Genomic DNA, 25,376 nt, shown 5'->3' on the forward strand with positions numbered 1-25,376 from the left:
AGCAGAGATAAAAAATGGAACAGCAAACTACAACACTTAGGAGATCATTCAGAACCAACTTGCAATTAGGCATTTATAAGGTTATTGATCCGTTTGTGAAGATCCTTATAAAAATAGGCTTAACCCCCAATGCCGTAACTACTATAGGTTTTGTACTTAACGTAGGCGTTGCAGGGATATTTATTTTAGGTGCCGAAGAAGGTAACCGCGGCGATTTAACCTACGTAGGCTGGGCCGGTGGCCTCATCCTTTTTGCAGGCTTATTTGATATGCTTGACGGCCAGGTAGCCCGCTTAGGGAATATGAAATCAACCTTTGGTGCTTTGTACGATTCCGTACTTGACCGCTACAGCGAATTGATCATGTTTTTGGGTATTTGCTATTACCTGGTGGCGCATCACTACTTCCTGAGCTCGATAGCTGCCTTTATAGCGTTGATCGGCTCAATGATGGTTAGTTATGTACGTGCACGTGCCGAAGGTTTGGGGGTTGAAATTAAAGGCGGTTTAATGCAAAGGCCTGAACGTGTAGTAACTATCGGCTTATGCGCAGCTTTATCGGGCATAGTAGCTCAGTACATCGGCGGTAACTATAAATTATTTGTTCCCGGCATTAAATTTCATGTATTTGAAACCATATCGATATTTACAATCCCGCTGGTAATACTTGCTGTTTTAACCAATATCACCGCTTTTAACAGGTTAAGAGAGGCTAAAAAAGCTTTAATTAAACTGGAAGAGGAAGAAGGTAAGTAAACCTGTAGTTCTAAGTTAAAAAGTCTTAAGCGAGGATGTTGAATTACTTATCTTAAGACTGCGAACTTTAGGCTTAAGACTTCGCAACAAATATCATATCTTCGTAACAATAAAATAAAGGCATTTTACACTTAGTAATATCTTTGCTAAAATTGCCTTTTGCTGGTTAAAGGCCAGCCATTCTGAAAAATTTTAACACCCATAAACAGGCAGAGAAATAATAAAACATTTTAAAACCTGATTATAACAATGAAAAAGAAATATATATCCAACTCGCAGGAATCGGTGCGAATGTTTAAGAGCGACTTTTTAGAAGGCTTATCAAAGGTACATTATACCGTGCCCCTGTACATTTTTGTGCCTGTTATTGGATATTGCAGTTATAAATTCTTTGATTTAGGGTTAGACATATTAACCTATATAGGCCTGTTCATTTTCGGCCTCTTCATTTGGACCATCACCGAATACATTATGCACCGTTTTGTTTTTCACTATCAACCAAGTGAAAAACTGGAATGGGCGCAACGCCTCCATTTTATTATGCATGGTGTGCATCATGATTACCCGAGCGATGCCAAACGTTTGGTATTGCCTCCTTCGTTAAGTATTCCGCTGGCTACAGGCTTCTTCTTTTTGTTTAAATGGTTATTGCCTGTAAACTACATCTGGGGCTTTTTCCCGGGCTTTATTTTAGGATATCTGTTTTATGACATATCTCACTATGCCATGCACCATTTTAACTTTAAAAGCGGCCTGTTCAAAAAAATAAAACAACACCATATGCTGCACCACTACCAGGATCCTGAAAAGGGTTATGGTGTGAGTTCACCTTTCTGGGATAAAATTTTCCGTTCAGATTTCTTAAAAAAATAGCAATGACCAATGCCAATACAGGCGTAACAGTAAATATCCGGTCGATAATTATTGTTTCGCTGCTTTCCATTGCTTACCTGGCGTTTTCAACTTTCCTTATTGGTTATAAACCAGACGAGCTTACGCTGGTAGTTATTTTCAATGTGCTATTCTATGCGTCGGCAATAACCCGTAAGTTTATATTGGGCTTCACTATTTTCATAGTGTACTGGATTGTTTTTGATTACATGAAAGCCTTCCCCAATTATAACTACAACCCGGTACATATTGCCGAGCTCTATAATGCAGAGAAACACCTTTTCGGCATTCATTTTAACGGCAAACTGCTTACACCTAATGAATACTGGCTGGCCAACAGCAACACTTTCATTGATGTGTTATCGGGCTTGTTTTATTTGTGCTGGATCCCTGTGCCGCTGGGCTTTGCCGCTTACCTTTTCTTCAAAAACAAAAAACAGTTCCTTAATTTTTCGTTAACGTTTGTTTTGGTGAATATCTTGGGCTTTATAGTTTACTACGCCTACCCTGCCGCACCACCCTGGTTTGTTCAATATCATGGATTTCATTTTATTCCGTTAACTATGGGCAATACCGCCGGGCTGGCCAGGTTTGACGCCTACTTTCATGCCGGGGTTTTTAAAGGGATTTATACAAAAGGATCAAACGTGTTTGCTGCCATGCCGTCGCTGCATTCATCATACCCGGTTATAGTGCTTTACTACGGCTTAAAAAACAAGCTGGGACTTGCTAATATCTTTTTTGCGGTGGTAACCGTTGGCATCTGGTTTACGGCGGTATATGCAAGCCACCATTACGTGCTTGACGTGTTAGCCGGTATCACTTGTGCGGCATTAGGTATTACCTTATACAATGTACTGTTAAAGCAATTTGCAGGTTTAAGATCAGCGTTAAATAAATACGAACGGGTGATCTCTTAAGCAATCGCATAGCAAAATCTTTTTTTGTATACAATACTATGCATTAAAGCTGATGCTGTGGGATATGCGCGGGCAATTGTTAATTAATATTTCCAGGGTTATCCTCCTGAAAAACAGCTCATACTGTTCAAAAATGAATAAAAAGTCAAGCGATCTTCACAAACACCTATGTCGGCGACCTTAAACAGGCACGCTATTTGCCTAATTATAAGTAGATTATTGCATTTTCGAGTAATCTGTTATATGAAGAGACTTATTACCTTACTTTTTTTCTGACAGCCATGCTTAAATTATCAGCACACGCCAGTGAGCTTGATAGTCTTAAGCAAAAATTACAGGTTACCAGTGATTCGTTAAAAGGCCCTATCTATACCCAAATAGCTGCCCATTATTTAGGATACGATACCGTATCAACCCGGCGAATGAAATACTACTTCCAAACCGAGGCGCTTAATTACACTATGCTCGCCCTGCATAGCTATTCCACTTATAACGATACTTTAGGCTTGCGTACAAGCTTTAACGCGCTTGCAAAGGTTTATCGTTCGCAGCGTAAATTCAGCGAGGCCAAATGGTTCATTTTGCAATCGAACACCATATCGAGGCAAAGGAAGGATACGCTTAATATTATCAGCTCGCTTATAGAGCTTGCAGCTATTAAAAGCGACATCAAAGACTATAAACTCAGTATGAAGGACCTGAACGATGCTTTAACCTTATCGCTCAAAACCCACGATCCTAAAAAAGAGTCGATAGTGCAGGTAGGCTTTGCCGAACTTTACCGGAAAATGAACGATTATGATAAAGCTGCAGTAGCTATTAAACGCCATGAATTTTTGGACGATAGTCTTAACCAGGTCACAGTCGACAGCATTGCCAAGGTAGCTGCTGCCGATTCGATCAAGATCAAAAAACAGGATTCGGTGATAGCCAAAAAAAGTATTTACCAAAAACTCCAGGCGCAGGCCAATGCTAAGGTACGCCAGGCACATAACATCGTTATCATTCTCACAGTCACCACTATTATTCTCGTCGTTATAGCTATAATTATTATTTACAGGCGAAAGAAAACCGGCCGCTGGCGTTCAGCTATCAGAAGGCCTAAACAATAATTTAAACCACAGGCGTTTAAAAGTGTCAAAGCACTAAGATGAAAAAATTGATAGTATTATTTGCTGCATTATTCTGGTTTGCAAATGCCTACAGCCAAAGCAGCAAACACTTCAGGACCGAGTTTTTAAACAGCATTAATGCTACACGCCAGAAAGGCTGCAATTGCGGCAGCAAATATTTCCCGCCGGCCCCTCCCCTTACCTGGAATAATGATTTGGAAGATGCAGCTATAGGGCACGCTAAAGACATGGCCCGCAAAAGCTATTTTAGTCACGACAGCAAAGACGGCCGCAGCATGGAAGACCGCATAGTATACGCCGGTTATAAATTTAAAGGGTTCAAAAGTTTTGCCATAGGCGAAAACATAGCCCAGGGCCAACAAAGCATTGCGGAAGTGATGGCTGGCTGGTTTAAAAGTGAAGGCCATTGCCGCAACCTCATGAACCCGGACTTTAAAGAAGTTGGCGTGGCAGAATATAAAACCTATTGGGTACAGGATTTTGGCGGCCGGACCTCATTTTCGGCTCAGCAACAAAAGCTGATTAAATCAGGGAGATACAGATTAATACAGGAAAAGCCTGTGGAAGGGCATTAATTATTGCCTGAACCGGGATTTCATAGGATTTTTCGGAAGTCAGGATCTTGTCTGTGAAATCCAACCAATCTACTCATTCCGCTCGCAAATCAAATCCTATAAATCCGGTGAATCATCCCAAATCCCGGTTCAGATTACTCCGGTTTCGGTTTCGGCTCCCTTGGGCCGCGTTTGTAGATAATGAGGCCATTCAGGAAATTACGCAGGATCTGATCGCCGCAGGGTTTAAAGTTGGGGTGATCATCAGCACGGAATATGGCACCAATCTCGGCTTTGGTGATCCTGAAATTAACCAATGCCAAAACCTTGATGATATCATCATCAGTAAATTTCATAGCCACCCGCAGCTTTTTCATGATATCGTTATTGCTCATTATATATCTTTCTTTTAAACAAAATTACCTCGAAATTTCCATCTTCACCTTTTTGCCCTTAATTTTTTCGGCCTTTACCTGCTTTACTACACTTTCTATTCTATCGCGCTTGATTGCAGCGTACGATGAGTAGTCAAGCACTTCTATCAAACCGAGGTCCTCCTTTGCCAGCCCGCCTTTTTTAAGCAGCAGGCCTACAATATCCACCTTGTTAACTTTATCCTTTTTGCCAGCGGCTATGTACAAGGTAAGCCAAGGCGATGCAGGCGGCAATATCAGTTTTTCGGGCAGTTCTTCAATTTGGGGCAGTTGTTTTAGGTATGGCAACTTTTCATCGGGTATTAGCATCAGGTATGATGTACCTTTAGCGTTCATACGTGCTGTGCGGCCGTTACGGTGTAAAAAAGCTTCCTCATTATGCGGCAGCTGGTAATGTATCACATATTCTATTTCAGGGATATCCAGCCCACGTGAGGCCAGATCGGTGGTGATCAATAAACGGTGACTTCCGTTCCTGAATTTTAACAGGGCGCGTTCCCGGTCGTCCTGTTCCATACCGCCGTGAAAAACATCGTGCTCCAACCCCTTGTACCAAAGCAACTCGCCGATCCTGTCAACCGCTTCACGGTGATTACAAAACACAAGGGTTGCTTTATTACCAATTTTACAGATCAGGGCAAAAAGTGCATCCAGTTTATCGGCAGCTTCGGATATCACCGCTTTTTGTTTAATATCTGGCGCCGAAGTAACATTACTTAAAAAGTTCACTTCAACAGGTTTAGCAATCCCTGTAAAATCCGGGATCTCACTCATTTTTGTAGCCGAAGTCAATATCCGCTTTTTAACAACGGGCAACTGCCTGATGATATAAGCCATATCCTCCTGAAAACCGAACTCAAGCGCTTTATCAAACTCATCGAGAATGAGCGTACGTACAGTATCAGTACTAAAATTTTCTTCACGCAAATGAAAGGCAATCCTCCCCGGCGTACCAACCAAAACTGCAGGCGGATGCGAAAGATTATTCCGTTCAATTTTTACAGCATGGCCGCCATAACAGCAATTGATCTTGAAACCCGTACCCATAGATTTCCAAACCTGCTCAATTTGTAAAGCAAGCTCACGCGAGGGCACCAGGATCATCACCTGTACTGTAGAAACACCGGCATCAAGCAGGTTAAGCAAAGGCAATAAAAAACCAAGCGTTTTCCCCGAGCCCGTAGGTGATAAAAGGATTACATCACCTTTTTTAGCGGCACTAAGCGCGGCAAGCTGCATGGGGTTAAGGGCAGTTATGCCGAGGTTACTCAATGCCTGATCAATCATGGTTTGTTTTTGTTGAGGCGCAAAGATACGGTAAAATTTCCCCGGGGGACCGATTATCTGTATCGGCTTAGCTATTAACTTAACGGACTAAAAAAGCGGGAGATTGTGCGATTTCCTTCCCGAGAAGGGATTTTTCCCATTAGCTTCTTACTCCGCCACCTCCGTTTTAAAATTATGCTTAATAAACCTTGCAACCTTTTTAGCTTCCCGATGGGTTAAATTCCCCATACAGGTATATTCCCATTCGTGCATATGATCGTCAAAAACAATATCTCCAAGATCTGTTTCCCCTTCACTTAACCTAAATACGCCAGTTGCATACACATTTGTACCGGGTATCAGCTGCTGCACCGCTTCAATGCCGATCTGGCGTATACCATCTTCGGTATCCAGATCATAGATCACCGACTTTTCCATCTATCAACTACAATATTAAGCCCGTTTTGTTTAAATAATTACCTTAAGACTGGCTTACCAGCTCATGATCTCCATAACCCGGGTAAATTCGGGTTGAAGTGCAGCTTTGATCGTTATTTCTTCGCTGGTTATGGGGTGCTTAAAATTTAACTGCGATGCATGCAGTAGCATGGTTTTCATTGCCCATTGCTCTAAAAACAACTTATTCTGTTTGTTACAGCCGTGGGTGCGGTCGCCTATAATTGGGTGAAAAATGTGGCTCAGGTGCTTGCGTAATTGGTGCATACGCCCGGTTGTAGGCACAGCCTCAACCAATGAATACCTTGAAGTTGGATGTTTGCCTAGAGCTATATCAAGTTCTGCCCTTTTTAGGGTAGTGTAACTGGTAAATGCATCCTGCAAAGTGCCATTCTCTTTGCGCAGCGGGTAATCTATATCTTCCGCATCAGGTGTATGGCCCCTTACTATGGCCAGGTATTTCTTGCTCACACGGTTTTCCATAAATGCTTTTTGCATGGCAATCTCTACCTCTTTATTAAAAGCAAAAAGCAGGATGCCACCGGTTTTACGATCGATGCGGTGAACAGGGTTAACTTTCATGCCAATTTGATCCCGAAGCAATTGCAGGGCAAACTCTGAAGCATCGGCTGCTATGGGCGACCGGTGAACCAGCAATCCATGGGGCTTGTTGATGGCAATCAGGTGTTCATCGCGGTATATGATCTCTAACATGGGCATAATTACAAGGCTGCGAATTTACGGCAGCATTTTGGATTTATTTCCGAAATCTTTCCATCGCAGAAACGCATCACATTAAAATACCTCACAAAATCTTTTTAAACAGCTTTTAAAAGTTATTGATGTAAAAAAATAATTTTAAATAGTATTGCTTTTCCTATCTTTAGTTCATACCTAAATACAATTAAACTAATGACTACCACAGCAGACCAGGCAAGTGCTAAACAAGCCGACGATATTAACGCGGCGCGCACCCGTTTATTTTCATTGGACGCCCTCCGGGGATTTGATATGTTTTGGATTATGGGCGGCGAAGAGATCTTCCACGGCATGGCCAAAGCCACCGGTTCACCTTTCTGGGGCGCTATTGCCAACCAATTTACCCATCCCGACTGGAATGGTTTTCACCTGTATGATCTTATCTTCCCGTTGTTCCTGTTTATGGCAGGCGTATCAACTCCATTTTCTGTGGGGCGCGAACTGGAAAAAGGCAAAACACGCCAGCAATTATTGCTGCGCGTTATAAAAAGGGCATTTATTTTAGTGTTGCTCGGCCTTGTGGTAAACAACGGGTTAAAAATTATGCCTGTTTCAGAGATCCGGTTCCCCAGCGTATTGGGCCGTATCGGTATTGCCTATATGTTTGCCAACATCATTTACCTGTACAGTACCGAGCGCTGGCAAATGTTTTGGTTTGGCTTTTTCATCATCGGCTATTGGCTGCTGCTTAAGTTTACCTCTGCACCGGGCTTCCCTATGGGCGACCTGACCATGAAAGGCAACTTTGCCTCATACGTTGACCGCAGCATACTACCGGGCCGGTTGTATTTAGGCATCCACGATCCTGAGGGGCTTTTTTCAACCATCCCGGCCATCAGCACCGGTATTTTAGGCATCCTTACCGGCCTGTTGCTTAAAAAGGGCGGTGTTACGCAAATGCGCAAGGTAACTACCATGGCTGCAGTAGGTATCATCTTCCTGATCCTTGCACAAATCTGGAACCTCGATTTCCCGATCAACAAAAACCTGTGGACAAGCTCGTTTGTACTGCACGTAGGCGGCTTAAGCCTTTTGCTGATGGCATTATTTTACTATATTATTGATGTAAAAGGCTATCACAAATGGGCATTTTATTTCAGGGTGATAGGCATGAACTCCATTTTGATTTATATTTCGGGCCACTTTATTAAATGGAGTTATACAACCGAAGGCCTTTTTGGATGGATAGGCCAGTTAGTAGGCGATCCATACAATATTGTAGTAATGGCTATTTGCTTCGTAATGGTAAAATGGGCGTTTTTGTATTACTTGTATACCAAGAAGACATTTTTGAGAGTGTAAGCTGAACCTTGATTGAAAGGATTTTAGGATAACCATGAATTAAAAAGCATCAAGGCTATCCTAAAGTCCGGCAAATCAAGGTTTAAATATCACGGCATCCTTTAATCCTATAAATCAGGGTTCAACCATATTTTCTGCTCCTCCGGCGTTAAATAAGTCCAGGCCATGATGCGGCTTACCTTTTGGCCTTGCGACATATTGATGGTTTGCACATCTTTTACGCCTTCTTTTTGAAGGGCATTATACAAGATCCTGAGATTTTCTTTTTTGAAACCAGCGTGGTAAACCATAAAACCTGTTTTTCAAAGGCCTTGCTTTGCGCGGCCATCAGTTTCAGGAATGCAGCTTCGCCCCCGGGATACCATAATTCGGTATTTTGGCCGCCGAAATTAAGTATAGGCTGTTTATCTTTTCGTAAACCCAGGTTATCCCATTTACGGGCCGAACCGGCAGCAGCTTCCTTAGCCGAAGCGTGGAAGGGCGGGTTACAGATAGTAAGATCAAATAACTCGCCGGGTTTAATGATCCCTTTAAATATATCAGCCTTCTTGCTTTGCTGCCTCAATTCAACAGCAACCTTTAACTGGCTGTTTTGCTCAACAATACTTTGTGCGGATGCCATAGCCTCCAAGTCGAGTTCTGAGCCAACAAAGTTCCAGCCATATTCTTTGAAACCTACTATGGGATAAACCAGGTTAGCGCCCGTTCCGATGTCAAGTACACGTACTTTCCGGCCTTTGCGCACAACACCGTTATTAACAGAAGCAAGCAGATCGGCCGCATAATGGATATAATCGGCACGACCAGGTATAGGCGGACATAAAAAACCTTCGGGAATGTCCCAGTAGTTTATATCGTAATGATATTGCAGCAATGCCTTATTAAGTGTTTTTACTGCTTCCGGATCGGCAAAATTAATGGTAAAATTATCATATTCATTGGTACGCACAAATGGCCTCAGGGCAGGCGTGGCTTTGATCAATGCTTTAAAATCATACCCCGCGCGGTGTTTATTACGCGGGTGCATATTGGTTTTAGCCTGAGGCTGATTGGATTCTTGTGCTGACAATGGAATAGTGTTTTTAGTTTATGATTAACCCACAATGCCATTCAGATAGGCAGGCGAATAATTGATAGATTTTAATGTTTTATGATCAGAGGTACGGTACACCAGGTACAAACCGTCTATCTCTTTATAGTATGCATCCGTACTGGCCGTATTTTTATAGTGTTCGATGGTTTTCTCAGCCTCTTCAACCGTTTTGCAGGCTTTGCTCATGTTGGAGCGGTGCACTTCATCAAACAGTTCTTTAAATTTTGAGCCCAGGCCAAATTCAAGTACTGCTCCTGATAATACGTATTGCAGATCGCAGAGGGCATCAGCTACTTCAACCATGTTATTATCATTAACAGCCTGCTGCAGTTCTTTTAATTCTTCGGCAATAAGTTCGATACGCAGATCACAGCGTGCTTTTGAGGGTATTGCAGGTTTTTCAATTATAGGGTGCTTAAAAGTGGCATGAAATTCGGCTACCTGGGTTAATGCACTTAAATCTTTGATCATGTTGTTTTAGGGCAATAAATAAACGGCTAAGTTAAGAATTAACCCTAAGGCTTTCAAAAAATTAGTAAAGCCGTATTAGGCCAAGGGTTATAAAACAAAAAATAAATAAAGCAACAACAATTAATAGCACTGATTATCAATTAATAAAAATTTAACATAAATAGTAGTTGTTAACATAAACATAATATTAAAACCACATTATATTAACATAACTTTGCACCGCACAGAAAAAAACTGTGCTTCACCCGATCTCTAATCCATTCACATGAAAAACATAAAAGATAAAGCCGCTATTAAACAAGCCCGTAAAGCTCTTAAGAAACAAATAAAAGAGAAATTAGTTATCCAGATTGAAACCCTGGTAAGTGAATTTGGCCCCGATGTTAGCAAAGCTAAAAAAGCTATAGACAAAGCTGCAAAAAACCTGGCAAAAATATTGGCGGCTAAATTACGTCCTGAAGCACACGCCGCTCCCGCTGAACCCAAAGCAAAAAAAGGGAAAAAGCAACCGACGCTGCACCAATTACTCCTGCAAAAGCGCCTGCGAGCAAAACAACGAAAGATACCGAACCTGAAAAAGCCATTTAACTAAGAAAACAAACGACAAAAAGACGTTCAATTCATTTTTTTAAATCCCAAAAAGCCAATTGTTAAGAATTAAGACCTTTCAGCAGTTGGCTTTTTTTGTTAATTCAACACTCTGGCATAAAAAAATACAAAAATGCCAGTATTTTTCATCACAAATCACCTAAAACAGTAAATCACAAGTACAAATCTTCTAATAAAATTGATTTTACATTGACAATTATTCAATAATTATTAACTTACGTTAAAATTAACATTATTTCAATCGCCATAACCTCCGTTTTATGAAGAAAATTTTACTATTCACCCTCGTTTTGCTAACCATAACTCCCCTATTGACATTAGCACAAAAGAAAGCTATAACCGGAATCGTTACCGATGCGGCAAGCAATGCACCAATGCCCGGGGTATCGGTACATATAAAAGGCAGCAATTTAGGTACAAGCACCAACGCAAAGGGGATATACACCATTTCAGCAGCGGCAACTGATGAACTGATTATAAGCTATACGGGCTACAAAACCATAACAGTTGCTATTAACGGACGTACTAAAATTGATATTACACTGGTTGGTGATATAGCCCAATTAAATGAAGTAGTATTAATAGGTACACGATCTGCCGGGCGGGTAAAACTTGAAACGGCGGTTCCTGTTGATATTGTTAATGTGGGTAAAGCGGCCTCAGTAACCGGTCGTATGGATATTACCGACATCCTTAACTATTCGGCCCCATCATTCAACTACAATAAACAATCCGGTTCGGATGGTGCCGACCACGTTGAATTGGGTACATTACGCGGCTTAGGCCCCGATCAAACCCTGGTTTTAGTAAATGGTAAACGCCGGCATTCCACTGCTTTTGTTTCGGTATTCGGTACGCGCGGTCGCGGTAACTCTGGTGTCGACCTGAGTTCTATCCCAACCGCATCTATCGACAGGATCGAGATCCTTCGCGACGGCGCTTCGGCCCAATATGGCTCTGACGCTATTGCGGGTGTTATCAACCTTGTTTTAAAGAAAACCACCGGCGTGTTTAATGCCAATGTTGGTTATTCTGGTTATTATGATCCCGCTTTTAACAGTGGTAAAAGTGTTGTTGCGTCTCAATACCCTCACGGGGGTGCTATTGATGGCAATGGTATCACTATTGATGCCAACTATGGTTTAGCGCTCGGCAAAAACGGCGGTTTCATCAACTTTACGGGCGACTATGCCAAAAACGGCAAAACCTTTCGCCAAACGCATGATACCACAACCTCAAACCCTAAAGCGCTGCCTATAAACCCGTACAGGCGTGCCAATGGCGATGGATCGGCCGAGAGCGGCACATTCTTTTTCAACCATGAATCACCTCTTGCCGGTACCCGTACAACCTTGTACAGCTTTGGTGGTTACAGCTATAAGGCATCTGACGATTATGCCTTTACCCGTAATTTCTCTGGCCGTCCTGAACGTTTCCCTACCGACAACAGCGGCAAAATGATCCCGGTGAGCGGTATCATTTTTAACACCCCAGACGGCGAATCATATTACAATCCCATTATCCGTACACATAATACAGATCTTGCCATTGCCGTAGGCGCAAAAGGCACCCTGGGCAATGCCTGGGACTGGGATTTGAGCAATAATATTGGTAACAATAAGTTCCACTTTTTTGGCTATAAAACATTTAATGCTTCTTTAGGGGCTGATAAAACCAATTTTGACGACGGCGGATCGGAGTTTTTACAAAACACCAGTAACCTGAACATCAACAAACATTTTGGCAATGTAATGCAGGGCCTTAACCTTGGTTTTGGCGGCGAATACCGTTACGAGCGCTATAAGATCTTTTCGGGCGAAGAGGCATCCTACAAAAATTACGACCCAACCGGTGTAAAAGCGGCAGGCTCACAGGGATTTCCAGGCTATCAGCCCGGTGATGTGGTAAATGCCCACCGTTCGGTAGAAGGTGTATATGTTGATCTTGAAGGCGATATCACTAAAAAATGGCTGGTCGATTTCGCTAACCGCTATGAACATTACAGCGACTTTGGTTCAAACTTTAATACTAAACTGGCCACACGTTACAAAATCACCGATAACTTTAACATCCGCGGTTCATTGGGTACAGGCTTCCGTGCACCTTCATTACAACAGATCAATTACAGTTCAACTTTTACCAACGTACAGGGCACTGTGATATCTGAAGTTAAAATAGCCCCTAACTACAGCCCCATCACCAAAGCAGCAGGCATCCCTAACCTTAAACAGGAAAAATCAAAAAATGCTGGTTTAGGCTTTACCTTTAAACCGATGCCTGAGTTAAGTTTTACTGTTGATGGATACTATATTAAAGTTACCGACCGCGTTGTGCTTTCTGGCCAGTTCAGTGCCGATGACGAAACCCTCGACCCTACATTTACCAATGCCCTGAAAAACCTGCATGTAAGCTCTGCCCAGTTTTTTGCCAATGCTGTAAACACTACCAATAAAGGTTTGGACGTAGTTATTGACTACAACAAAACCATTGGCGCCAACAGGTTCAGGGTACTTTTTACAGGCAATTTCCAAACTATGAAGATTGACAAGGTAAATTACCCGCCTATACTTGGTACTACCCCTGCCCTGCGCGAAACATTTTTGAGCGAACGTGAAAAGAAATTTATCCTGGCATCGGCCCCCCTCAAAAACTTAGCTTAAACCCCGAGTTTAGCCACAAAAGCTTTACCGTAGGTACCCGCTTTACTTACTTTGGCAAAGTTGTTATTGATGGCTATGGCGACGGTACAACTCTTACACCTACCGTACCAACCGATAATGGTTCGGCACAACTGCCCGACCAATATATTTACAGCGGCAAAGTAGTGAGCGACCTGTATTTCGCTTACAAAGTGGCGAAATCGGTTCGTGTATCAATAGGCGCCGACAATATTTTTAACGTACATCCCGATCTGGCTTATGTAAAGGGAGCTAAGGGATGGGCTTATAACAACGAACCATCGGGTCCGTTTGATGCCGTACAAATGGGCGAAAACGGCCGCCGCTTTTTTGCCAGGGTAGGCTTTACATTTTAAATAATTAACTGAAAAACTATTAACTGACTGATTCGATACAGGTCGCCCCGATTGTGGGGCGACCTTTTTTATTTTAGAGGAGATTCATAAATATTGATAGCTCTGTAACTTTATATGTTGATTAAACTCTAAACTGTTAAAACATGTTAAATAGGTTCAAAAAATAAGATTTTGCAATCTATTTAACATAGCATTGCAGATGAAATAATGCCTGTACCAAACCAGCACATAGCCCACACGGACGAACAGTTATTACAGCTAATGGCCTGCGACAACCGGGATGCCTTTACCGAGCTGTATAACCGGTATTGGGATAAAACCTTTGCTGTAGCCTATCACCGTTTAGATGACGAGCATGAAGCCGAAGAAGTAGTGCAGGAAGTATTTTTAAGTATCTGGCAGCGCCGTGCAAGCCTTAAGTTAACACATACCATGGCTACGTATCTTTCGGTAGCCATTAAATACAAGGTGATCACTCATCTTGATCGTCAGTACAGGAAACAACAGCACCTGGATGAACTCGCTTTTACCTCGCACGAAACAGACGACAGCACTATTCAATGGCTGGAGGAAAAAGAACTGCGCCAACGGCTTAACCACAGCATCAGCCTTCTGCCCGAAAAATGCCGCATCGTATTCCTGCTTAGCCGCGATGAAAATAAAACCTATGCCGAGATAGCTGCTGAACTGGGCATATCACAAAAAACCGTTGAAGCGCATATGTCAAAGGCACTAAGTTCGTTAAGGCAATCGCTGGGTATTTCTCTGCCGGTGCTAATTTTACTCCTCAGCTAATATACACTTCAGTTTTTAACATAATGAAGCGCGATACAGCCCGATTCAAGGATCTTTGATTCAATTAGTTTTAAGCCTACATTTTCCTTTAAACCTGCAGCTTCCAGCAGACTTCTCCCCTCGCCTACAATTACGGGATGTATAACATAATGGAACTCATCAACCAAACCAAGTTCAATGAGTTGTAAGGGCAGGTTCACACCTCCTATTGAAATATTACCTCCGGCCTGTTGCTTCAGTTTGCGGATCTCGTCGCCAGGGTTTGCTTGACTAATAACAGAGTTTTTATCGTTGGTGCCGGTCAGCGTCCGTGAGAAAACAAGTTTTTCAATACCGTCAAATGCCTGTGCAAATTCTTTTTCCTCTTTGGTTGATAAAGGATCTTTTGCGGCATCCGGCCAATACGGAACCATAAGCTCGAAGGTTTTACGCCCGTATACAATCAGGTCAACATCATCCATAAGTCGGGTAAAATGTTCTAATATATCCTTGCCACCGCTAAATTTGGCATGGTCGCAACAACCATCTAAGCTTAGGTTAATGCCGTAGATTACTTTTCTCATTTGATTGGTTTTAATTGGCTTTTTTAAAATTAGTAAATTTTCAACCGGCATAACTTATACAGATCTTTATCTCACCAAAAAGAAAAAAAGATAGCGGTAAATATTTTTCATTTTCCACTAAGGGTATCTGCTTCCATCACTGACTATATGTGCAAAAGGTTGAAAGATCAGGCACAATGGAAAACAACACCTACAACGTAAGGGAGCTCGCTCATAAATTAAAACAAGGCACCATCAGTGCTAACGAAAAAGCCTGGCTTGATACCTGGTATGCTGGTTTTAATGATGAAGAAGTATTGTTATCTGCCTCGAAATACCAAAATCCTGAGCAGCTGCGGGAAAGTATTTTGAGTAAGATAACCGCGCAAATGGAAACACCTGAACAACCTGTACGTAAGGTATTTACCTTATGGCGAAACATTGCTGCTGCAGCGGCTTTGGTATTGCTGGTTACCTTTGCCGCGCTTTACAAAAACCAGGTATTGGAAGTTATTGATCCTGCCAAACAGGTCGATCTGGTTACAGCTCCGGGCAAACACCGGCAAATCAGTTTGCCCGATGGTACCCGGATCTGGCTTAGTCCCGGCAGCCGCATCAGTTATCCAGATAAATTCAGGACTAAAGAACGTTTGGTAATACTGGAGGGCGAGGCGTTTTTCGACGTAGTACATGATGAGGACCATCCATTCGTTATCCAATCGGGACAGCTTAAAACCGTGGTATTAGGTACCAGCTTTAATGTTAAAGCCTATCCCGACCAGATTATCTCTGAAGTTACGGTTATCAGCGGAAAAGTGGCGGTGCAGGAGCATAACCTACCCAAAAGCCAGCAAGCCATTATGGTACTTAACCAACGGGCCTTGTATAACAAGGCTGACAGATCGTTAATTAAGGAAAATTATCCCAATGCTTCCAAATTCCTTTCACAGCGCACCGGTTTGTTCAGTTATGACGGGGCGTCACTGCAAACCGTGGTTGACGACCTGTCGCATCAGTATGGTATCCGCATACACCTTACGCCGGATATCACCCAAAACGGTTTTTACGGTCATATCAACACGAATGAGCCTATCGACAAAACGTTTAATAAACTTTCCGCCGTAATGGACCTTCGCTGGAAACGGGTCGAAAACCAATATTTCCTGCAACCTTTATCATCCAACAATTAACCTTTTCATTCTAAAACATCATCCCTAAAAAGGAAACAAACCACACCAACAATTTAAAGCAACTATGAAAACCAACAGACCGGCATGGCCCTCCATGCTGATTTGCGAAATAACGCGAACACCCTTCCGAACGGCACTCTGCTTGTTGTTATTTTTAATGATGGCACTAAGCAAAGCACAAGCCCAGGGACCTTTAGATAAACCCGTTACTATAACCATAAACAACGAACCGATTAAGCAGGCTTTGGAGAAAATCACAGCTGCCTGTGGCGTAAGGTTCACCTATAATGAAACAGTTGCCAAAAGCACGGTTAAGATCAGTGTCAATGCCCAAAATCAACCTTTGGGCGAGGTATTACGCAAGTCCCTTGCTCCGCACCCGTTTATTTTTACGGTGCTTGATAATGAAGTATTGATCAAATACGATGCCGGCAAGGTAAAAAAGCAGGCAGCCGCCGGCACTGATGGCAAATACACGGTAAGCGGCACCGTTAAATCAAAACAAACCGGCGAAACTATTATTGGCGCAAGCATTAGGGTTACCGATGCAAACTTTGGCACATCAAGTAACGAATACGGCTTTTATTCGCTTACACTGCCTGCCGGTGACCATCAACTTTCGGTAAGCGCTATGGGGCAAAAAGCCGCGGTTGTTCCGGTATCATTAGCCGGCAACCTTCGTTTAAATATCGAACTGGAAGACAATGCCCAGCAATTGCAGGAAGTAACTGTTAAAGCAGCGCCTGCCGGCGCACGCGACTTGGCCAGCCCGCAAATGGGCGTTGAGCACCTCAGCATCCAGGAAACCAAAAACATTCCCGTCCTGCTTGGCGAGCGTGATGTGATCAAAACCATCCAATTGCTGCCTGGAATCAAATCGGCCGGGGAAGGCAGCGGCGGTTTCTTTGTACGCGGAGGTGCAACCGATCAAAATTTGATCCTGCTGGATGAGGCACCCGTATACAATGCATCGCATTTGCTGGGTTTCTTCTCCACCTTTAACTCCGATGCCATCAAGAATATCAATATTTATAAAGGCGATATGCCCGCACAATACGGCGGCAGGCTTTCATCTGTACTGGATATTAAAATGAACGATGGTAACAACCAGAAGTTTGGCGTAAGCGGCGGCATTGGCCTGATAGCCGCGCGCATTAATGCCGAAGGGCCTATTCAAAAGGGCAAATCATCTTTCCTGATATCCGCACGGCGTACTTATGCCGATGCTTTCCTGGCCTTGTCAAAAGACAGTATTGCCAAAAAAAGCCAGCTTTATTTTTATGACCTTAATGCCAAAGCCAACTATGTTTTAGGCGATAAAGACAGGTTGTTTGTTTCGGGATATTTTGGAAAGGATGTGCTTAAGGCTGCCGATATAGCCGGCATTAACTGGGGTAACACCACGGCTACCCTGCGCTGGAACCATATTTTTAACAGTCAGCTGTTTTCAAACACCTCGCTCATCTACAGCAATTATGACTATAAGCTTAACATTAAGCAGGATGTAAACGAATACAATATTTATTCGCAGATCCGCGATTTTAACTTTAAGGAAGACATGCAATGGTATGCCGGCGGCAAAAACACCATCAGCTTTGGTGTAAACAGCATTTACCATACCATTAAGCCGGGCGAAATTTCGGCTACCGGTAACTCCGGCGTTATATCTCAAAGCCTGCAAAACAGGTATGCCCTTGAAAACGCCGCTTATGTTACCAACACCTGGAAAGCAACAGATCGTTTTACTTTAACCTACGGGGTACGCCTGTCGGCCTTTACCATACTTGGCTCAGGCGATTATTACGATATTGATGCTGACGGGAACATCGTAGGCTCTAAACATTACACTTCCGGCCAGGAGGTAAAAACCTATATAAACCCTGAGCCCCGCATTGCAGCGGCTTTCCAGCTAAATGATGTAAGTTCTATCAAGGCATCGTACGCCCGCAATGCGCAAAACCTGCATTTGATCTCCAACTCAAACTCGGGTTCACCAACGGATAAATGGGTGGCCAGCACTAATATCATTAAGCCGGAAATTGCTGACCAGTTCTCTGTGGGATACTACAAGGATTTCAACGAACACAACTATGAATTTACCGTTGAAAGCTATTACAAAAAGCTGCAAAACCAGATAGATTACCGCAATGGCGCCAATGTGTTCACCAATCAACCCATAGAAACACAGTTACTTTTTGGAAAAGGCCGCTCCTACGGTGCCGAGTTTTTGCTGAAGAAGAAAACCGGCAGGCTTAGCGGCTGGATCAGCTATACGCTGTCAAAATCTGAACGGATGATTGACGGCATCAATAACAATAAGTGGTACAATGCCCGGCAGGACCGCACCCACGACATTGCCATTGTAGCCATGTATAAAGCCAGCGAAAAATGGACATTCTCCGCCAACTTTGTTTACTATACCGGCGATGCCGTGACCTTTCCGAGTGGTAAATACCAGGTTGACGGCGTAACTTATTACTACTATACCAACCGAAATGCCGACAGGATGCCGGCTTATCACCGTTTAGATTTAGGGGCAACCAGGCAACTTAAAAAAACGGCGAAATTTCAGTCTGATCTGACATTCAGTTTGTACAATGCATACGGTAATCCAAACGCTTACCGCATATTTTTCCGCGACAACAAGACCGACGCAAGCCGTACCGAGGCGGTGCGCACTACCCTGTTCACCTTTGTGCCTTCGGTTACCTATAACTTTAAATTTTAAGCCGATGAAAAACACTATAAAATATATAACTATCCTGCTTTTTGCAGCAAGCCTAAGCAGCTGCGAAAAGGCCATCGACCTTAAACTAAAAGATACTACCCCGCAATATGTAGTTGAAGGTGTATTAACCAACCAGGCCGGCGGCTGCAAAGTATTATTAAGTAAGACCAAAAACTTCACCGATAACAATGACTTCAATGGCATAGGCGGCGCTACCGTTACCATTGCCGATGATAATAACAATGTTTACCCGCTTACAGCTACAATTACCGGCATTTACCAAAACAGTACTTTAACAGGCAACCCCGGCCATACTTATCAGCTTAATGTTAGTGTTGACGGCAAAACATTCACCTCAAGCTGCTTAATGCACCCCGGCGTTCCATTAGATAGTATTTACCTGGTTAAAGACGAGCTTCAAAATAATAAAGACGGCACCCCGCGCAAATATGTTACCGTGCGATATGACGACCCTATTGCTACCAAAAACTATTATCGCTTTGTACAGTATGTAAACGGCCGCAAAGAAGAAACGATCATGCTGGAAGACGATGAATTTACCAACGGGCAGGAGGTGAACAACAACCTCAGGTTTGATAACAGCAACGATAACCCGGCACGCGATATCCGCCCAGGCAACCAGGTAACCATTGAAATGATGAGCATTGACCCGACTGTTTACAAATACTTTTACAGTCTCAGCAACAGCGCCAACGGCGATGGCAATAACGCCGCCCCGGCAAATCCGCTAACCAATATTAAAGGCGGCGCGTTGGGTTACTTTAGTGCGCACACAGTGGAGAGGAAGGTATTGACAGCGCCGTAACCGCCAGCCCTTAAAGGGGTAACTATTGGAGAAAATCATATAAAAACGCCCGCCCAAGGCGAGTTTTTTTATTTAAACCAATATTTCCCCGCAGGGATTTTGTTGCCTGTTACCATCATTCAAATAAATTCATAAATTTAGCATGTGCAAGATTACCTTTTATTCATAGATACCGAAACCTCCGGCCTGCCCAAAAAGTGGGACCTGCCCTATTGTGATAACGACAACTGGCCTTATGCCCTGCAGGTGTCGTGGATCGTGTACACCAAAGATATGCGGGAGGTAAAGCGTGAAGATCATTATATTAAAGATAATGACTTCACCATAAGCCCAAAAGCATACGCAGTACACGGCCTTACCCAGGAGTATTTGGTTGAGCACGGCGAATGGCGCAAAGATGTAGTGACCATGCTGGCCAATGATCTTTTAGAGTATCAACCACTGGTAATAGGTCATTTTATTGAGCTCGACCTGAATGTTGCCGGCGTTGAGTTTTACCGCACAGGGATCACCAATCCGCTTCAAAATTTAAAAACCTTTTGTACCATGCTGGCAACCACCAAGTGGGTACAAAACCCGCAAACCAAGTATTTAAGGTTAAACCAACTGTACGAAGTATTGTTTAACAAAACCTTTGACAGACAGCACAACGCCCTTGAAGATGCCGAGGCTACCGCCGAGTGCTTTTTTGAGATGCTGAAACGCGGCGATATTACCGAAGAGAGCGTGGAGCACCAGGAGGTTTACCTGCAAAAAATCCGCTCCGAAAAAAATACCTTTTACCCGCAGCCATCATTTTAAGTTTGATCATCATCATAGCTTTTTGGTTATATGGTTCAACGTCTTGAATTTTTAAGTAAAGTATCCCCTTTTAATCTGCTTCCAACAGAAGTATTGGAACAGGTTGCCGACCAGTTGCAGGAGATCCGTTATAGTAAAGACACGGTTATTTACCAGCAGGAAGTAACCAAAATGCGCGGCGTAGACATCATTGCCGAAGGCGAATACGAATCCTTTTTTATGACACCCAGCAAAATAAGCGGTTGTTGGAGTATCATCATTCGGGTTACTGCTATGGAGGTATTTCGGTATTGCTTAACCGTAAACAGTCTATCCGTACGGTAATAGCCAAAAAGGGCACAACCGTTTTCTTTTTACATCGCAAAGATTTCCGGTCGCTGTGCAAAGCTTACGAAGACTTTGTACAATATTTTACTGCCGATTTTGGTAAACGGATGCTTAATGATGAGTTTGCCCATTTTTACAAACGCCCGGCAACTTTTGAGGAAAGCTATATAGCTTCCGAACAAATGTACTCGCGCAAAATTGAAAGTATCGAATACCGCGAGATAGTATCCTGCCCTCAAGGGACCCCGGTTTATGAAACGGCACGGTTGATGGCCAAACACAAGGTAAGCTGCATTTTTATCCGCGATGAGCAAGCCAAAATTGTAGGCTATGTGACCGATATAACCCTGCGCGATAATGTAGTTGCAAAACAGGCAGATACCGCCCAACCGGTCGGCAACATTATGGATAACCCTATCGTTTGCATTAGCACCAACGCTTATGTATACGAAGCTATCTTGATGATGTTCCGTACCAAAACCCGATATTTACTCATCAAAAACGGGGATGAATTTGTAGGCAGCATCAGCAGGAATAAATTATTGTCCGAACAGGCGCAATCGCCCCTGGTGTTCATTCAATCGGTAAAACAAGCCATTTCAGTACAGGAGCTTAAGCGCAAATGGGAATCCGTACCGCAAATGGTCACACAATTGCTTGGTCGGGGTGTAAACGCCGAAATTGTAAACCAGGTGATCACCACTATTGCCGATACCATTGCCATAAAAGTAATTGAAAGCGTTATTGCAACAATGGGCCAACCGCCGGCCAAATTTGTTTTCATGGTGCTTGGCAGCGAAGGCCGTAAGGAACAAACTTTTAAAACCGACCAGGATAACGCCATTATTTATGAAGATAAAGCCAACGAGCAGCGTGAGTTAGTGCGCGAATATTTCCTGAGTTTTGCGCAACAGGTATCTGAAAAACTTGACCATATCGGCTTCAGCTTTTGCACCGGCGGCTACATGGCCCAAAACCCCAAATGGACGCACTCTCTCTCCCATTGGAAACGCAATTACGAAAGTTGGATGACCGAAGCTGTTCCCGAAACTGTAATTCAGTTCTCTACATTTTTTGACTGCCGATACCTCTATGGCGAAGCCGGCATTATGGATGAGTTAAAAGAGTTTCTGGACGAGGAATTGCAAAAACCTTTGGGTAAGATCTTTTTCCATATGGCTAAAAATGCTTTGCAATATGAGCCGCCCCTCACCTTTTTCAAAAACATCAAAACGTTCACCAAAGGCAGCCAGGAAGTTTTCGACATTAAAAAATCAATGACCCCGATCGTCGACCTGGTGCGGATGTACGCCCTGCGCCACCGTATTTTTGAGGTGAATACTGGCGAGCGGTTGAAGGCGCTAAAAGAGAAAGGTGTGTTCAACGAAAAAGAGGTTCATGAGCTGATCCAGTCGTACTATTTTTTAATGGGCCTGCGCCTCCGCAACCAGGCCTCCCAAATTATCCGGGACCGCACCGAACCCGACAACTACATCGATCCGGATAAACTCACCAAAATTGAAAAAGTAGCCTTAAAGGAGATTTTTAAGACGATAGATAACTTTCAAACAAGGATAAAAATGGAGTTTACCAATAATTTGTTTGGGTAAGGGATGATAAACGTTGGCCTGAATCAATATCGCGTTTATATATTGAAATGTGCTGATGGTTCGTACTACACTGGAATAACTAATAATATTGAGCGAAGATTGATTGAGCATCAATCCGGCGAGAATCCTACTTGTTATACTTTTAAACGGCGACCTTTGGAACTGGTGTTTAATGAGGTATTTAATGACGTTAACCAAGCTATAGCATTTGAAAAACAGGTTAAAGGATGGCGAAGAGAAAAGAAAGAAGCTATCAAAACGACACTTGGGACCTTTTACCGGAATTAGCTAAAGCAAAAAATAAAGGCCTGTTACCCTGAGCTTGTCGAAGCATGACAATCCCTTTTTGTTGTGTGTCGGCCTGTCGCCCTGAGCTTGTCGAAGGGTCGCGCGCAGAGGCCTGCCCTCCATACTTCGACAGGCTCAGTATGACACCCCTTTTTTAAGTTGTCATAGGGTAGCTCGTCGAAGCATGACATCCATTTTTTTGCTGTACACCGACGTTTTTACCCCCCATCTCCTCCAGCCTCGCATAAATCTCCACCATCGCTGCCTGGTCTATCAGGCTTTTGATGCGATGCGGACCGAGCAGGTTTTTATCGTTCCGTTCCTGTTGCCATATGCGGTTAGCGTCGTCAACAAAAAAACGAAATTGTGTTTTGTCTTTATCAACACGATATAATTCCTGGTAGCCACGAAGTAAAACCGCATTGAACCAGTAATTGCCGGGCAGCCGGTTGTTGCGGTAAAAGTATTGTTCAGAGGCTTTGGCAATCCGGCGGGCCTCGGTCAGGTATTTTTTTCATGGGTGATGTTATAGAGCAGCACATTGGCCTGCAGCATGGTGCCCGCGTTGTATGTATAAATAGCCGAATCGATCTTTAACGACGGCACCTTTATGTTATCATAAAACAAGCCGGATGGTGCCTGCAGGTTTTTGTTTGTCCAGTTATAAGCCAGTAAAGCTGTGTCCAAATATTGTTTACGACCTGTTGCTTTGTACAGTTGCAAGGCCACCAAAATCCCCGGACCATTTGAGCAGGTATTTTTACTTTTCCGGTTGCCTTCTTCCCAATAAAAACCACCGCCTGCCTCATTGGTATAACCGGTTAGTAAAAACCGGTAGATCATTTTGGAGGTTTCCAAATATTGTTTGTTATGGGTACGGTTATAGGCATCCATCAAGGCAATGGCCACCCACTCGTTATCATCATAAAAACGCGAATCCTGTTTTTCCTTTGCTACCATGGCCTGGTAAGCCGGTGTAGGTAAGCGGGGCGAATAATATTGCTGGATAGCAACCATAACAGGCTTAAGATATTGTTTGGAAGGTTCCAGCACTTCCATTTCATTAGCAGCCTGCACCAGGGCACAAAGTGGCCACAAAAACGAATGGTTGCCCTTATTCTCAACCGAGTCGGTGGTTTCAAGGTATAACCCGGTCTTTGTATCGGCAAAATAGCTGTTAATGTTTTGATTGATGATTTTTATCCGCTCTTTGTAATTAGGTGTTTGGGCACACGTACTAAAAGCTACGGTAAGACAAAGCAGGGCGATAAGTTTAATTTTCATAGATAATTGTATTTGAGACAGGTATAAATCAAGTACTAAAATAAGCCATAAAAGTGGTTGAATACTTTTATGGCTTTTATTGTTACAAAGTTGTTGTTTAAAATTTACCGGCCGCTTTCAGCGTTGCGGCAGCTTCAACCATCATTACACCGCTTAACTGGGTGGTAAGATCCGTAGTATCTGATGGCTGTTTTTTCCAATCGGGACTGATCATGAGTGACGGCCGCTCGATACCTGCTGTATAAAGTGTTTCGGCATTAAATTTCAGGAAGCTGATAAACTTAGTCCTGTCGGTTTCAGCAATATCGGGGTCGAGGGCCAGCAGTGTAAGATACCTGATCAGGATACCCTTAAATAAACCACCGTCGCCCTGCCCTTCCGATTTCAGGATGCCGCCGGGTGAAATATCTGTATCATTAATGGTGGCATTGGCTGTGTTCACCGCATCGGTGAGGTAGGCAGCATCTTTGGTAACATGATAAAGTTCCAATGCAGCCCCGATAAACACGCCCTGGTTATAGGTAAACTTCCACTTGCTGATCTGCCCGTCGCCATTGGCGTTGATACCATCCCAGATAATGCCCGAAGGATCAAGCAGGGTTTTCTTGAGCCAGGTATATAATCTTTTTGCTGTCGCGAGGTCGGCTTCATTTTTTTCCAAAGCATATAAACGGGCCGCAAAGATGATGGCCGGAGCATTTGCAGGTGTATTTTTATAATCCAACTGATTTTTACGCCAGGCTATACCGCCGCCCTGGTTATTGTTTTCGCCGGTTTGAATATCTGTCCAAAGCGTGTGGGCTGCCGTTAGATAAGCGGCATCCTTTGTAGCATTGTAAGCCCTTAATGTAGCCAGATCCAGCCATTCCATATCATCGTAAAAATTATTGGAAAGACCGCCGTTAGTAGTTTTTATTCCGGCTAAAAGCGAGCTCATTCTTTGCTTGTAGATATCATTATTGGTGCGCAGGTAGGCATCGGTAAAAATATCAAGGGTATGGGCATTAGGCCAGTAATTAAAAGTGGTACTGCCGGCATTGTTCGCCACAAAATAATTTCCGTTTGCAGATATGAAGGTTGTGTATGTTTTTTCCTGTAATGAATCGGCTGTTTCGGCGTACTTATATTGCACCTTTGCCGAAGCTTTATTGCCGTACAAGGGGAAAGGCTTATCCTTTAAACACGATGAAAAAGTCATGGCTATGCCGCCCATAAGGACAGCAGTAGCTATGTTGAGCAATTTATTTTTCATAAAATATCTTTTATCGTCAACCTGCCGCCATATTTTGACAACACGGCGGCAGGTAG

Annotated in this window: 25 protein-coding genes and 1 pseudogene; 17 read left to right on the forward strand and 9 right to left on the reverse strand. The window is 43.3% G+C overall.

The window, feature by feature from the left end; all coding sequences use genetic code 11:
• Window positions 1-14: 14 nt before the first annotated feature.
• From ACRQ5D_RS30500 to ACRQ5D_RS30520, 5 genes are all read left to right on the forward strand, one after another.
• The gene (locus ACRQ5D_RS30500) at window positions 15-755 is read left to right on the forward strand and encodes a CDP-alcohol phosphatidyltransferase family protein (RefSeq protein WP_129569662.1); all 741 of its coding nucleotides are present in this window, start codon (window positions 15-17) and stop codon (window positions 753-755) included.
• Window positions 756-1,004: 249 nt separating this feature from the next.
• Window positions 1,005-1,628, forward strand: a complete 624-nt coding sequence (locus ACRQ5D_RS30505; protein ID WP_091162123.1) for a sterol desaturase family protein — start codon at window positions 1,005-1,007, stop codon at window positions 1,626-1,628.
• 2 nt (window positions 1,629-1,630) lie between these two features.
• Window positions 1,631-2,566 carry a phosphatase PAP2 family protein gene (locus ACRQ5D_RS30510; RefSeq protein WP_091162121.1) on the forward strand — a complete coding sequence of 312 codons (936 nt, stop codon included), beginning with the start codon at window positions 1,631-1,633 and terminating at the stop codon, window positions 2,564-2,566.
• A 281-nt stretch (window positions 2,567-2,847) separates the two neighbouring features.
• A complete protein-coding gene (locus ACRQ5D_RS30515) occupies window positions 2,848-3,678 on the forward strand; it encodes a hypothetical protein (protein WP_431198672.1) in 831 nt (276 codons plus the stop codon).
• Between the two features lie 38 nt (window positions 3,679-3,716).
• The gene (locus ACRQ5D_RS30520; protein WP_090526334.1) at window positions 3,717-4,274 is read left to right on the forward strand and encodes a CAP domain-containing protein; all 558 of its coding nucleotides are present in this window, start codon (window positions 3,717-3,719) and stop codon (window positions 4,272-4,274) included.
• Between the two features lie 134 nt (window positions 4,275-4,408).
• Here ACRQ5D_RS30520 and ACRQ5D_RS30525 read toward each other — a convergent pair whose 3' ends face one another.
• From ACRQ5D_RS30525 to ACRQ5D_RS30540, 4 genes are all read right to left on the reverse strand, one after another.
• On the reverse strand, window positions 4,409-4,648 hold the full coding sequence (locus ACRQ5D_RS30525; protein ID WP_091162115.1) for a DUF1456 family protein: 240 nt from the start codon (window positions 4,646-4,648) through the stop codon (window positions 4,409-4,411).
• A 24-nt stretch (window positions 4,649-4,672) separates the two neighbouring features.
• Window positions 4,673-5,974, reverse strand: a complete 1,302-nt coding sequence (locus ACRQ5D_RS30530) for a DEAD/DEAH box helicase (protein ID WP_091162113.1) — start codon at window positions 5,972-5,974, stop codon at window positions 4,673-4,675.
• 147 nt (window positions 5,975-6,121) lie between these two features.
• Entirely contained in the window at window positions 6,122-6,391 is a 270-nt protein-coding gene (locus ACRQ5D_RS30535) for a hypothetical protein (protein WP_091162112.1), read from the reverse strand.
• Between the two features lie 54 nt (window positions 6,392-6,445).
• Window positions 6,446-7,123, reverse strand: a complete 678-nt coding sequence (locus ACRQ5D_RS30540; RefSeq protein WP_091162110.1) for a pseudouridine synthase — start codon at window positions 7,121-7,123, stop codon at window positions 6,446-6,448.
• 198 nt (window positions 7,124-7,321) lie between these two features.
• Between ACRQ5D_RS30540 and ACRQ5D_RS30545 the strand changes: the two genes are divergently transcribed.
• Entirely contained in the window at window positions 7,322-8,470 is a 1,149-nt protein-coding gene (locus ACRQ5D_RS30545; RefSeq protein WP_091162108.1) for an acyltransferase family protein, read from the forward strand.
• A 107-nt stretch (window positions 8,471-8,577) separates the two neighbouring features.
• Here ACRQ5D_RS30545 and rlmF read toward each other — a convergent pair.
• Both rlmF and ACRQ5D_RS30555 read right to left on the reverse strand, forming a co-directional pair.
• Window positions 8,578-9,497: pseudogene (gene rlmF, locus ACRQ5D_RS30550) on the reverse strand (23S rRNA (adenine(1618)-N(6))-methyltransferase RlmF).
• A 66-nt stretch (window positions 9,498-9,563) separates the two neighbouring features.
• The gene (locus tag ACRQ5D_RS30555) at window positions 9,564-10,034 is read right to left on the reverse strand and encodes a nucleoside triphosphate pyrophosphohydrolase family protein (RefSeq protein WP_218134322.1); all 471 of its coding nucleotides are present in this window, start codon (window positions 10,032-10,034) and stop codon (window positions 9,564-9,566) included.
• A 265-nt stretch (window positions 10,035-10,299) separates the two neighbouring features.
• Between ACRQ5D_RS30555 and ACRQ5D_RS30560 the strand changes: the two genes are divergently transcribed.
• The 4 genes from ACRQ5D_RS30560 (at window position 10,300) to ACRQ5D_RS30575 (ending at window position 14,472) form a co-directional block, all read left to right on the forward strand.
• Window positions 10,300-10,626 carry a hypothetical protein gene (locus ACRQ5D_RS30560; protein WP_431198673.1) on the forward strand — a complete coding sequence of 109 codons (327 nt, stop codon included), beginning with the start codon at window positions 10,300-10,302 and terminating at the stop codon, window positions 10,624-10,626.
• A gap of 277 nt (window positions 10,627-10,903) precedes the next feature.
• On the forward strand, window positions 10,904-13,303 hold the full coding sequence (locus tag ACRQ5D_RS30565) for a TonB-dependent receptor (RefSeq protein ID WP_432327621.1): 2,400 nt from the start codon (window positions 10,904-10,906) through the stop codon (window positions 13,301-13,303).
• A gap of 164 nt (window positions 13,304-13,467) precedes the next feature.
• Window positions 13,468-13,677, forward strand: coding sequence for a hypothetical protein (locus ACRQ5D_RS30570; RefSeq protein WP_431198676.1), 210 nt, complete (start codon window positions 13,468-13,470; stop codon window positions 13,675-13,677).
• A 207-nt stretch (window positions 13,678-13,884) separates the two neighbouring features.
• Window positions 13,885-14,472: an RNA polymerase sigma factor gene (locus tag ACRQ5D_RS30575; protein ID WP_091162099.1), complete on the forward strand. Its 588-nt coding sequence runs from the start codon at window positions 13,885-13,887 to the stop codon at window positions 14,470-14,472.
• An 8-nt stretch (window positions 14,473-14,480) separates the two neighbouring features.
• Here the strand turns inward: ACRQ5D_RS30575 and ACRQ5D_RS30580 are convergent, their stop codons facing one another.
• Window positions 14,481-15,035 carry a dihydrofolate reductase family protein gene (locus tag ACRQ5D_RS30580; RefSeq protein WP_091162897.1) on the reverse strand — a complete coding sequence of 185 codons (555 nt, stop codon included), beginning with the start codon at window positions 15,033-15,035 and terminating at the stop codon, window positions 14,481-14,483.
• Window positions 15,036-15,211: 176 nt separating this feature from the next.
• Here ACRQ5D_RS30580 and ACRQ5D_RS30585 point away from each other — a divergent pair, with 176 nt between their 5' ends.
• From ACRQ5D_RS30585 to ACRQ5D_RS30615, 7 genes are all read left to right on the forward strand, one after another.
• Complete coding sequence (locus tag ACRQ5D_RS30585; RefSeq protein ID WP_091162097.1) at window positions 15,212-16,204, forward strand: FecR family protein; 993 nt, start codon at window positions 15,212-15,214, stop codon at window positions 16,202-16,204.
• 64 nt (window positions 16,205-16,268) lie between these two features.
• Window positions 16,269-18,932 (forward strand): TonB-dependent receptor, encoded by a 2,664-nt coding sequence (locus ACRQ5D_RS30590; protein WP_256337307.1) that lies wholly within the window; start codon window positions 16,269-16,271, stop codon window positions 18,930-18,932.
• A 4-nt stretch (window positions 18,933-18,936) separates the two neighbouring features.
• A complete protein-coding gene (locus ACRQ5D_RS30595) occupies window positions 18,937-19,758 on the forward strand; it encodes a DUF4249 domain-containing protein (RefSeq protein WP_091162093.1) in 822 nt (273 codons plus the stop codon).
• Window positions 19,759-19,902: 144 nt separating this feature from the next.
• Entirely contained in the window at window positions 19,903-20,559 is a 657-nt protein-coding gene (locus ACRQ5D_RS30600; protein WP_431198677.1) for a 3'-5' exonuclease, read from the forward strand.
• Between the two features lie 30 nt (window positions 20,560-20,589).
• Window positions 20,590-20,883, forward strand: coding sequence for a hypothetical protein (locus ACRQ5D_RS30605; protein ID WP_432327624.1), 294 nt, complete (start codon window positions 20,590-20,592; stop codon window positions 20,881-20,883).
• Window positions 20,805-22,496: a DUF294 nucleotidyltransferase-like domain-containing protein gene (locus ACRQ5D_RS30610; RefSeq protein WP_432327626.1), complete on the forward strand. Its 1,692-nt coding sequence runs from the start codon at window positions 20,805-20,807 to the stop codon at window positions 22,494-22,496. Before ACRQ5D_RS30605 ends, ACRQ5D_RS30610 begins: the two co-directional genes overlap by 79 nt.
• A 42-nt stretch (window positions 22,497-22,538) precedes the next feature.
• Window positions 22,539-22,784: a GIY-YIG nuclease family protein gene (locus tag ACRQ5D_RS30615; protein WP_431198678.1), complete on the forward strand. Its 246-nt coding sequence runs from the start codon at window positions 22,539-22,541 to the stop codon at window positions 22,782-22,784.
• 501 nt (window positions 22,785-23,285) lie between these two features.
• Here the strand turns inward: ACRQ5D_RS30615 and ACRQ5D_RS30620 are convergent.
• Entirely contained in the window at window positions 23,286-24,068 is a 783-nt protein-coding gene (locus ACRQ5D_RS30620) for a glycoside hydrolase family 76 protein (RefSeq protein WP_431198679.1), read from the reverse strand.
• Between the two features lie 97 nt (window positions 24,069-24,165).
• A complete protein-coding gene (locus ACRQ5D_RS30625; protein ID WP_091162085.1) occupies window positions 24,166-25,320 on the reverse strand; it encodes a glycoside hydrolase family 76 protein in 1,155 nt (384 codons plus the stop codon).
• Window positions 25,321-25,376 lie beyond the last annotated feature (56 nt).

Source organism: Mucilaginibacter sp. P25, assembly GCF_050859465.1.
GTDB lineage: Bacteria > Bacteroidota > Bacteroidia > Sphingobacteriales > Sphingobacteriaceae > Mucilaginibacter > Mucilaginibacter gossypii.

Bases quoted from the DNA above. Each gene is read 5' to 3' on its own strand.
- ACRQ5D_RS30500 (WP_129569662.1), top strand. From the start codon at position 15: ATGGAACAGCAAACTACAACACTTAGGAGATCATTCAGAACCAACTTG.
- ACRQ5D_RS30505 (WP_091162123.1), top strand. From the start codon at position 1,005: ATGAAAAAGAAATATATATCCAACTCGCAGGAATCGGTGCGAATGTTT.
- ACRQ5D_RS30510 (WP_091162121.1), top strand. From the start codon at position 1,631: ATGACCAATGCCAATACAGGCGTAACAGTAAATATCCGGTCGATAATT.
- ACRQ5D_RS30515 (WP_431198672.1), top strand. From the start codon at position 2,848: ATGCTTAAATTATCAGCACACGCCAGTGAGCTTGATAGTCTTAAGCAA.
- ACRQ5D_RS30520 (WP_090526334.1), top strand. From the start codon at position 3,717: ATGAAAAAATTGATAGTATTATTTGCTGCATTATTCTGGTTTGCAAAT.
- ACRQ5D_RS30525 (WP_091162115.1), bottom strand. From the start codon at position 4,648: ATGAGCAATAACGATATCATGAAAAAGCTGCGGGTGGCTATGAAATTT.
- ACRQ5D_RS30530 (WP_091162113.1), bottom strand. From the start codon at position 5,974: ATGATTGATCAGGCATTGAGTAACCTCGGCATAACTGCCCTTAACCCC.
- ACRQ5D_RS30535 (WP_091162112.1), bottom strand. From the start codon at position 6,391: ATGGAAAAGTCGGTGATCTATGATCTGGATACCGAAGATGGTATACGC.
- ACRQ5D_RS30540 (WP_091162110.1), bottom strand. From the start codon at position 7,123: ATGTTAGAGATCATATACCGCGATGAACACCTGATTGCCATCAACAAG.
- ACRQ5D_RS30545 (WP_091162108.1), top strand. From the start codon at position 7,322: ATGACTACCACAGCAGACCAGGCAAGTGCTAAACAAGCCGACGATATT.
- ACRQ5D_RS30555 (WP_218134322.1), bottom strand. From the start codon at position 10,034: ATGATCAAAGATTTAAGTGCATTAACCCAGGTAGCCGAATTTCATGCC.
- ACRQ5D_RS30560 (WP_431198673.1), top strand. From the start codon at position 10,300: ATGAAAAACATAAAAGATAAAGCCGCTATTAAACAAGCCCGTAAAGCT.
- ACRQ5D_RS30565 (WP_432327621.1), top strand. From the start codon at position 10,904: ATGAAGAAAATTTTACTATTCACCCTCGTTTTGCTAACCATAACTCCC.
- ACRQ5D_RS30575 (WP_091162099.1), top strand. From the start codon at position 13,885: ATGCCTGTACCAAACCAGCACATAGCCCACACGGACGAACAGTTATTA.
- ACRQ5D_RS30580 (WP_091162897.1), bottom strand. From the start codon at position 15,035: ATGAGAAAAGTAATCTACGGCATTAACCTAAGCTTAGATGGTTGTTGC.
- ACRQ5D_RS30585 (WP_091162097.1), top strand. From the start codon at position 15,212: ATGGAAAACAACACCTACAACGTAAGGGAGCTCGCTCATAAATTAAAA.
- ACRQ5D_RS30590 (WP_256337307.1), top strand. From the start codon at position 16,269: ATGAAAACCAACAGACCGGCATGGCCCTCCATGCTGATTTGCGAAATA.
- ACRQ5D_RS30595 (WP_091162093.1), top strand. From the start codon at position 18,937: ATGAAAAACACTATAAAATATATAACTATCCTGCTTTTTGCAGCAAGC.
- ACRQ5D_RS30605 (WP_432327624.1), top strand. From the start codon at position 20,590: ATGGTTCAACGTCTTGAATTTTTAAGTAAAGTATCCCCTTTTAATCTG.
- ACRQ5D_RS30620 (WP_431198679.1), bottom strand. From the start codon at position 24,068: ATGAAAATTAAACTTATCGCCCTGCTTTGTCTTACCGTAGCTTTTAGT.
- ACRQ5D_RS30625 (WP_091162085.1), bottom strand. From the start codon at position 25,320: ATGAAAAATAAATTGCTCAACATAGCTACTGCTGTCCTTATGGGCGGC.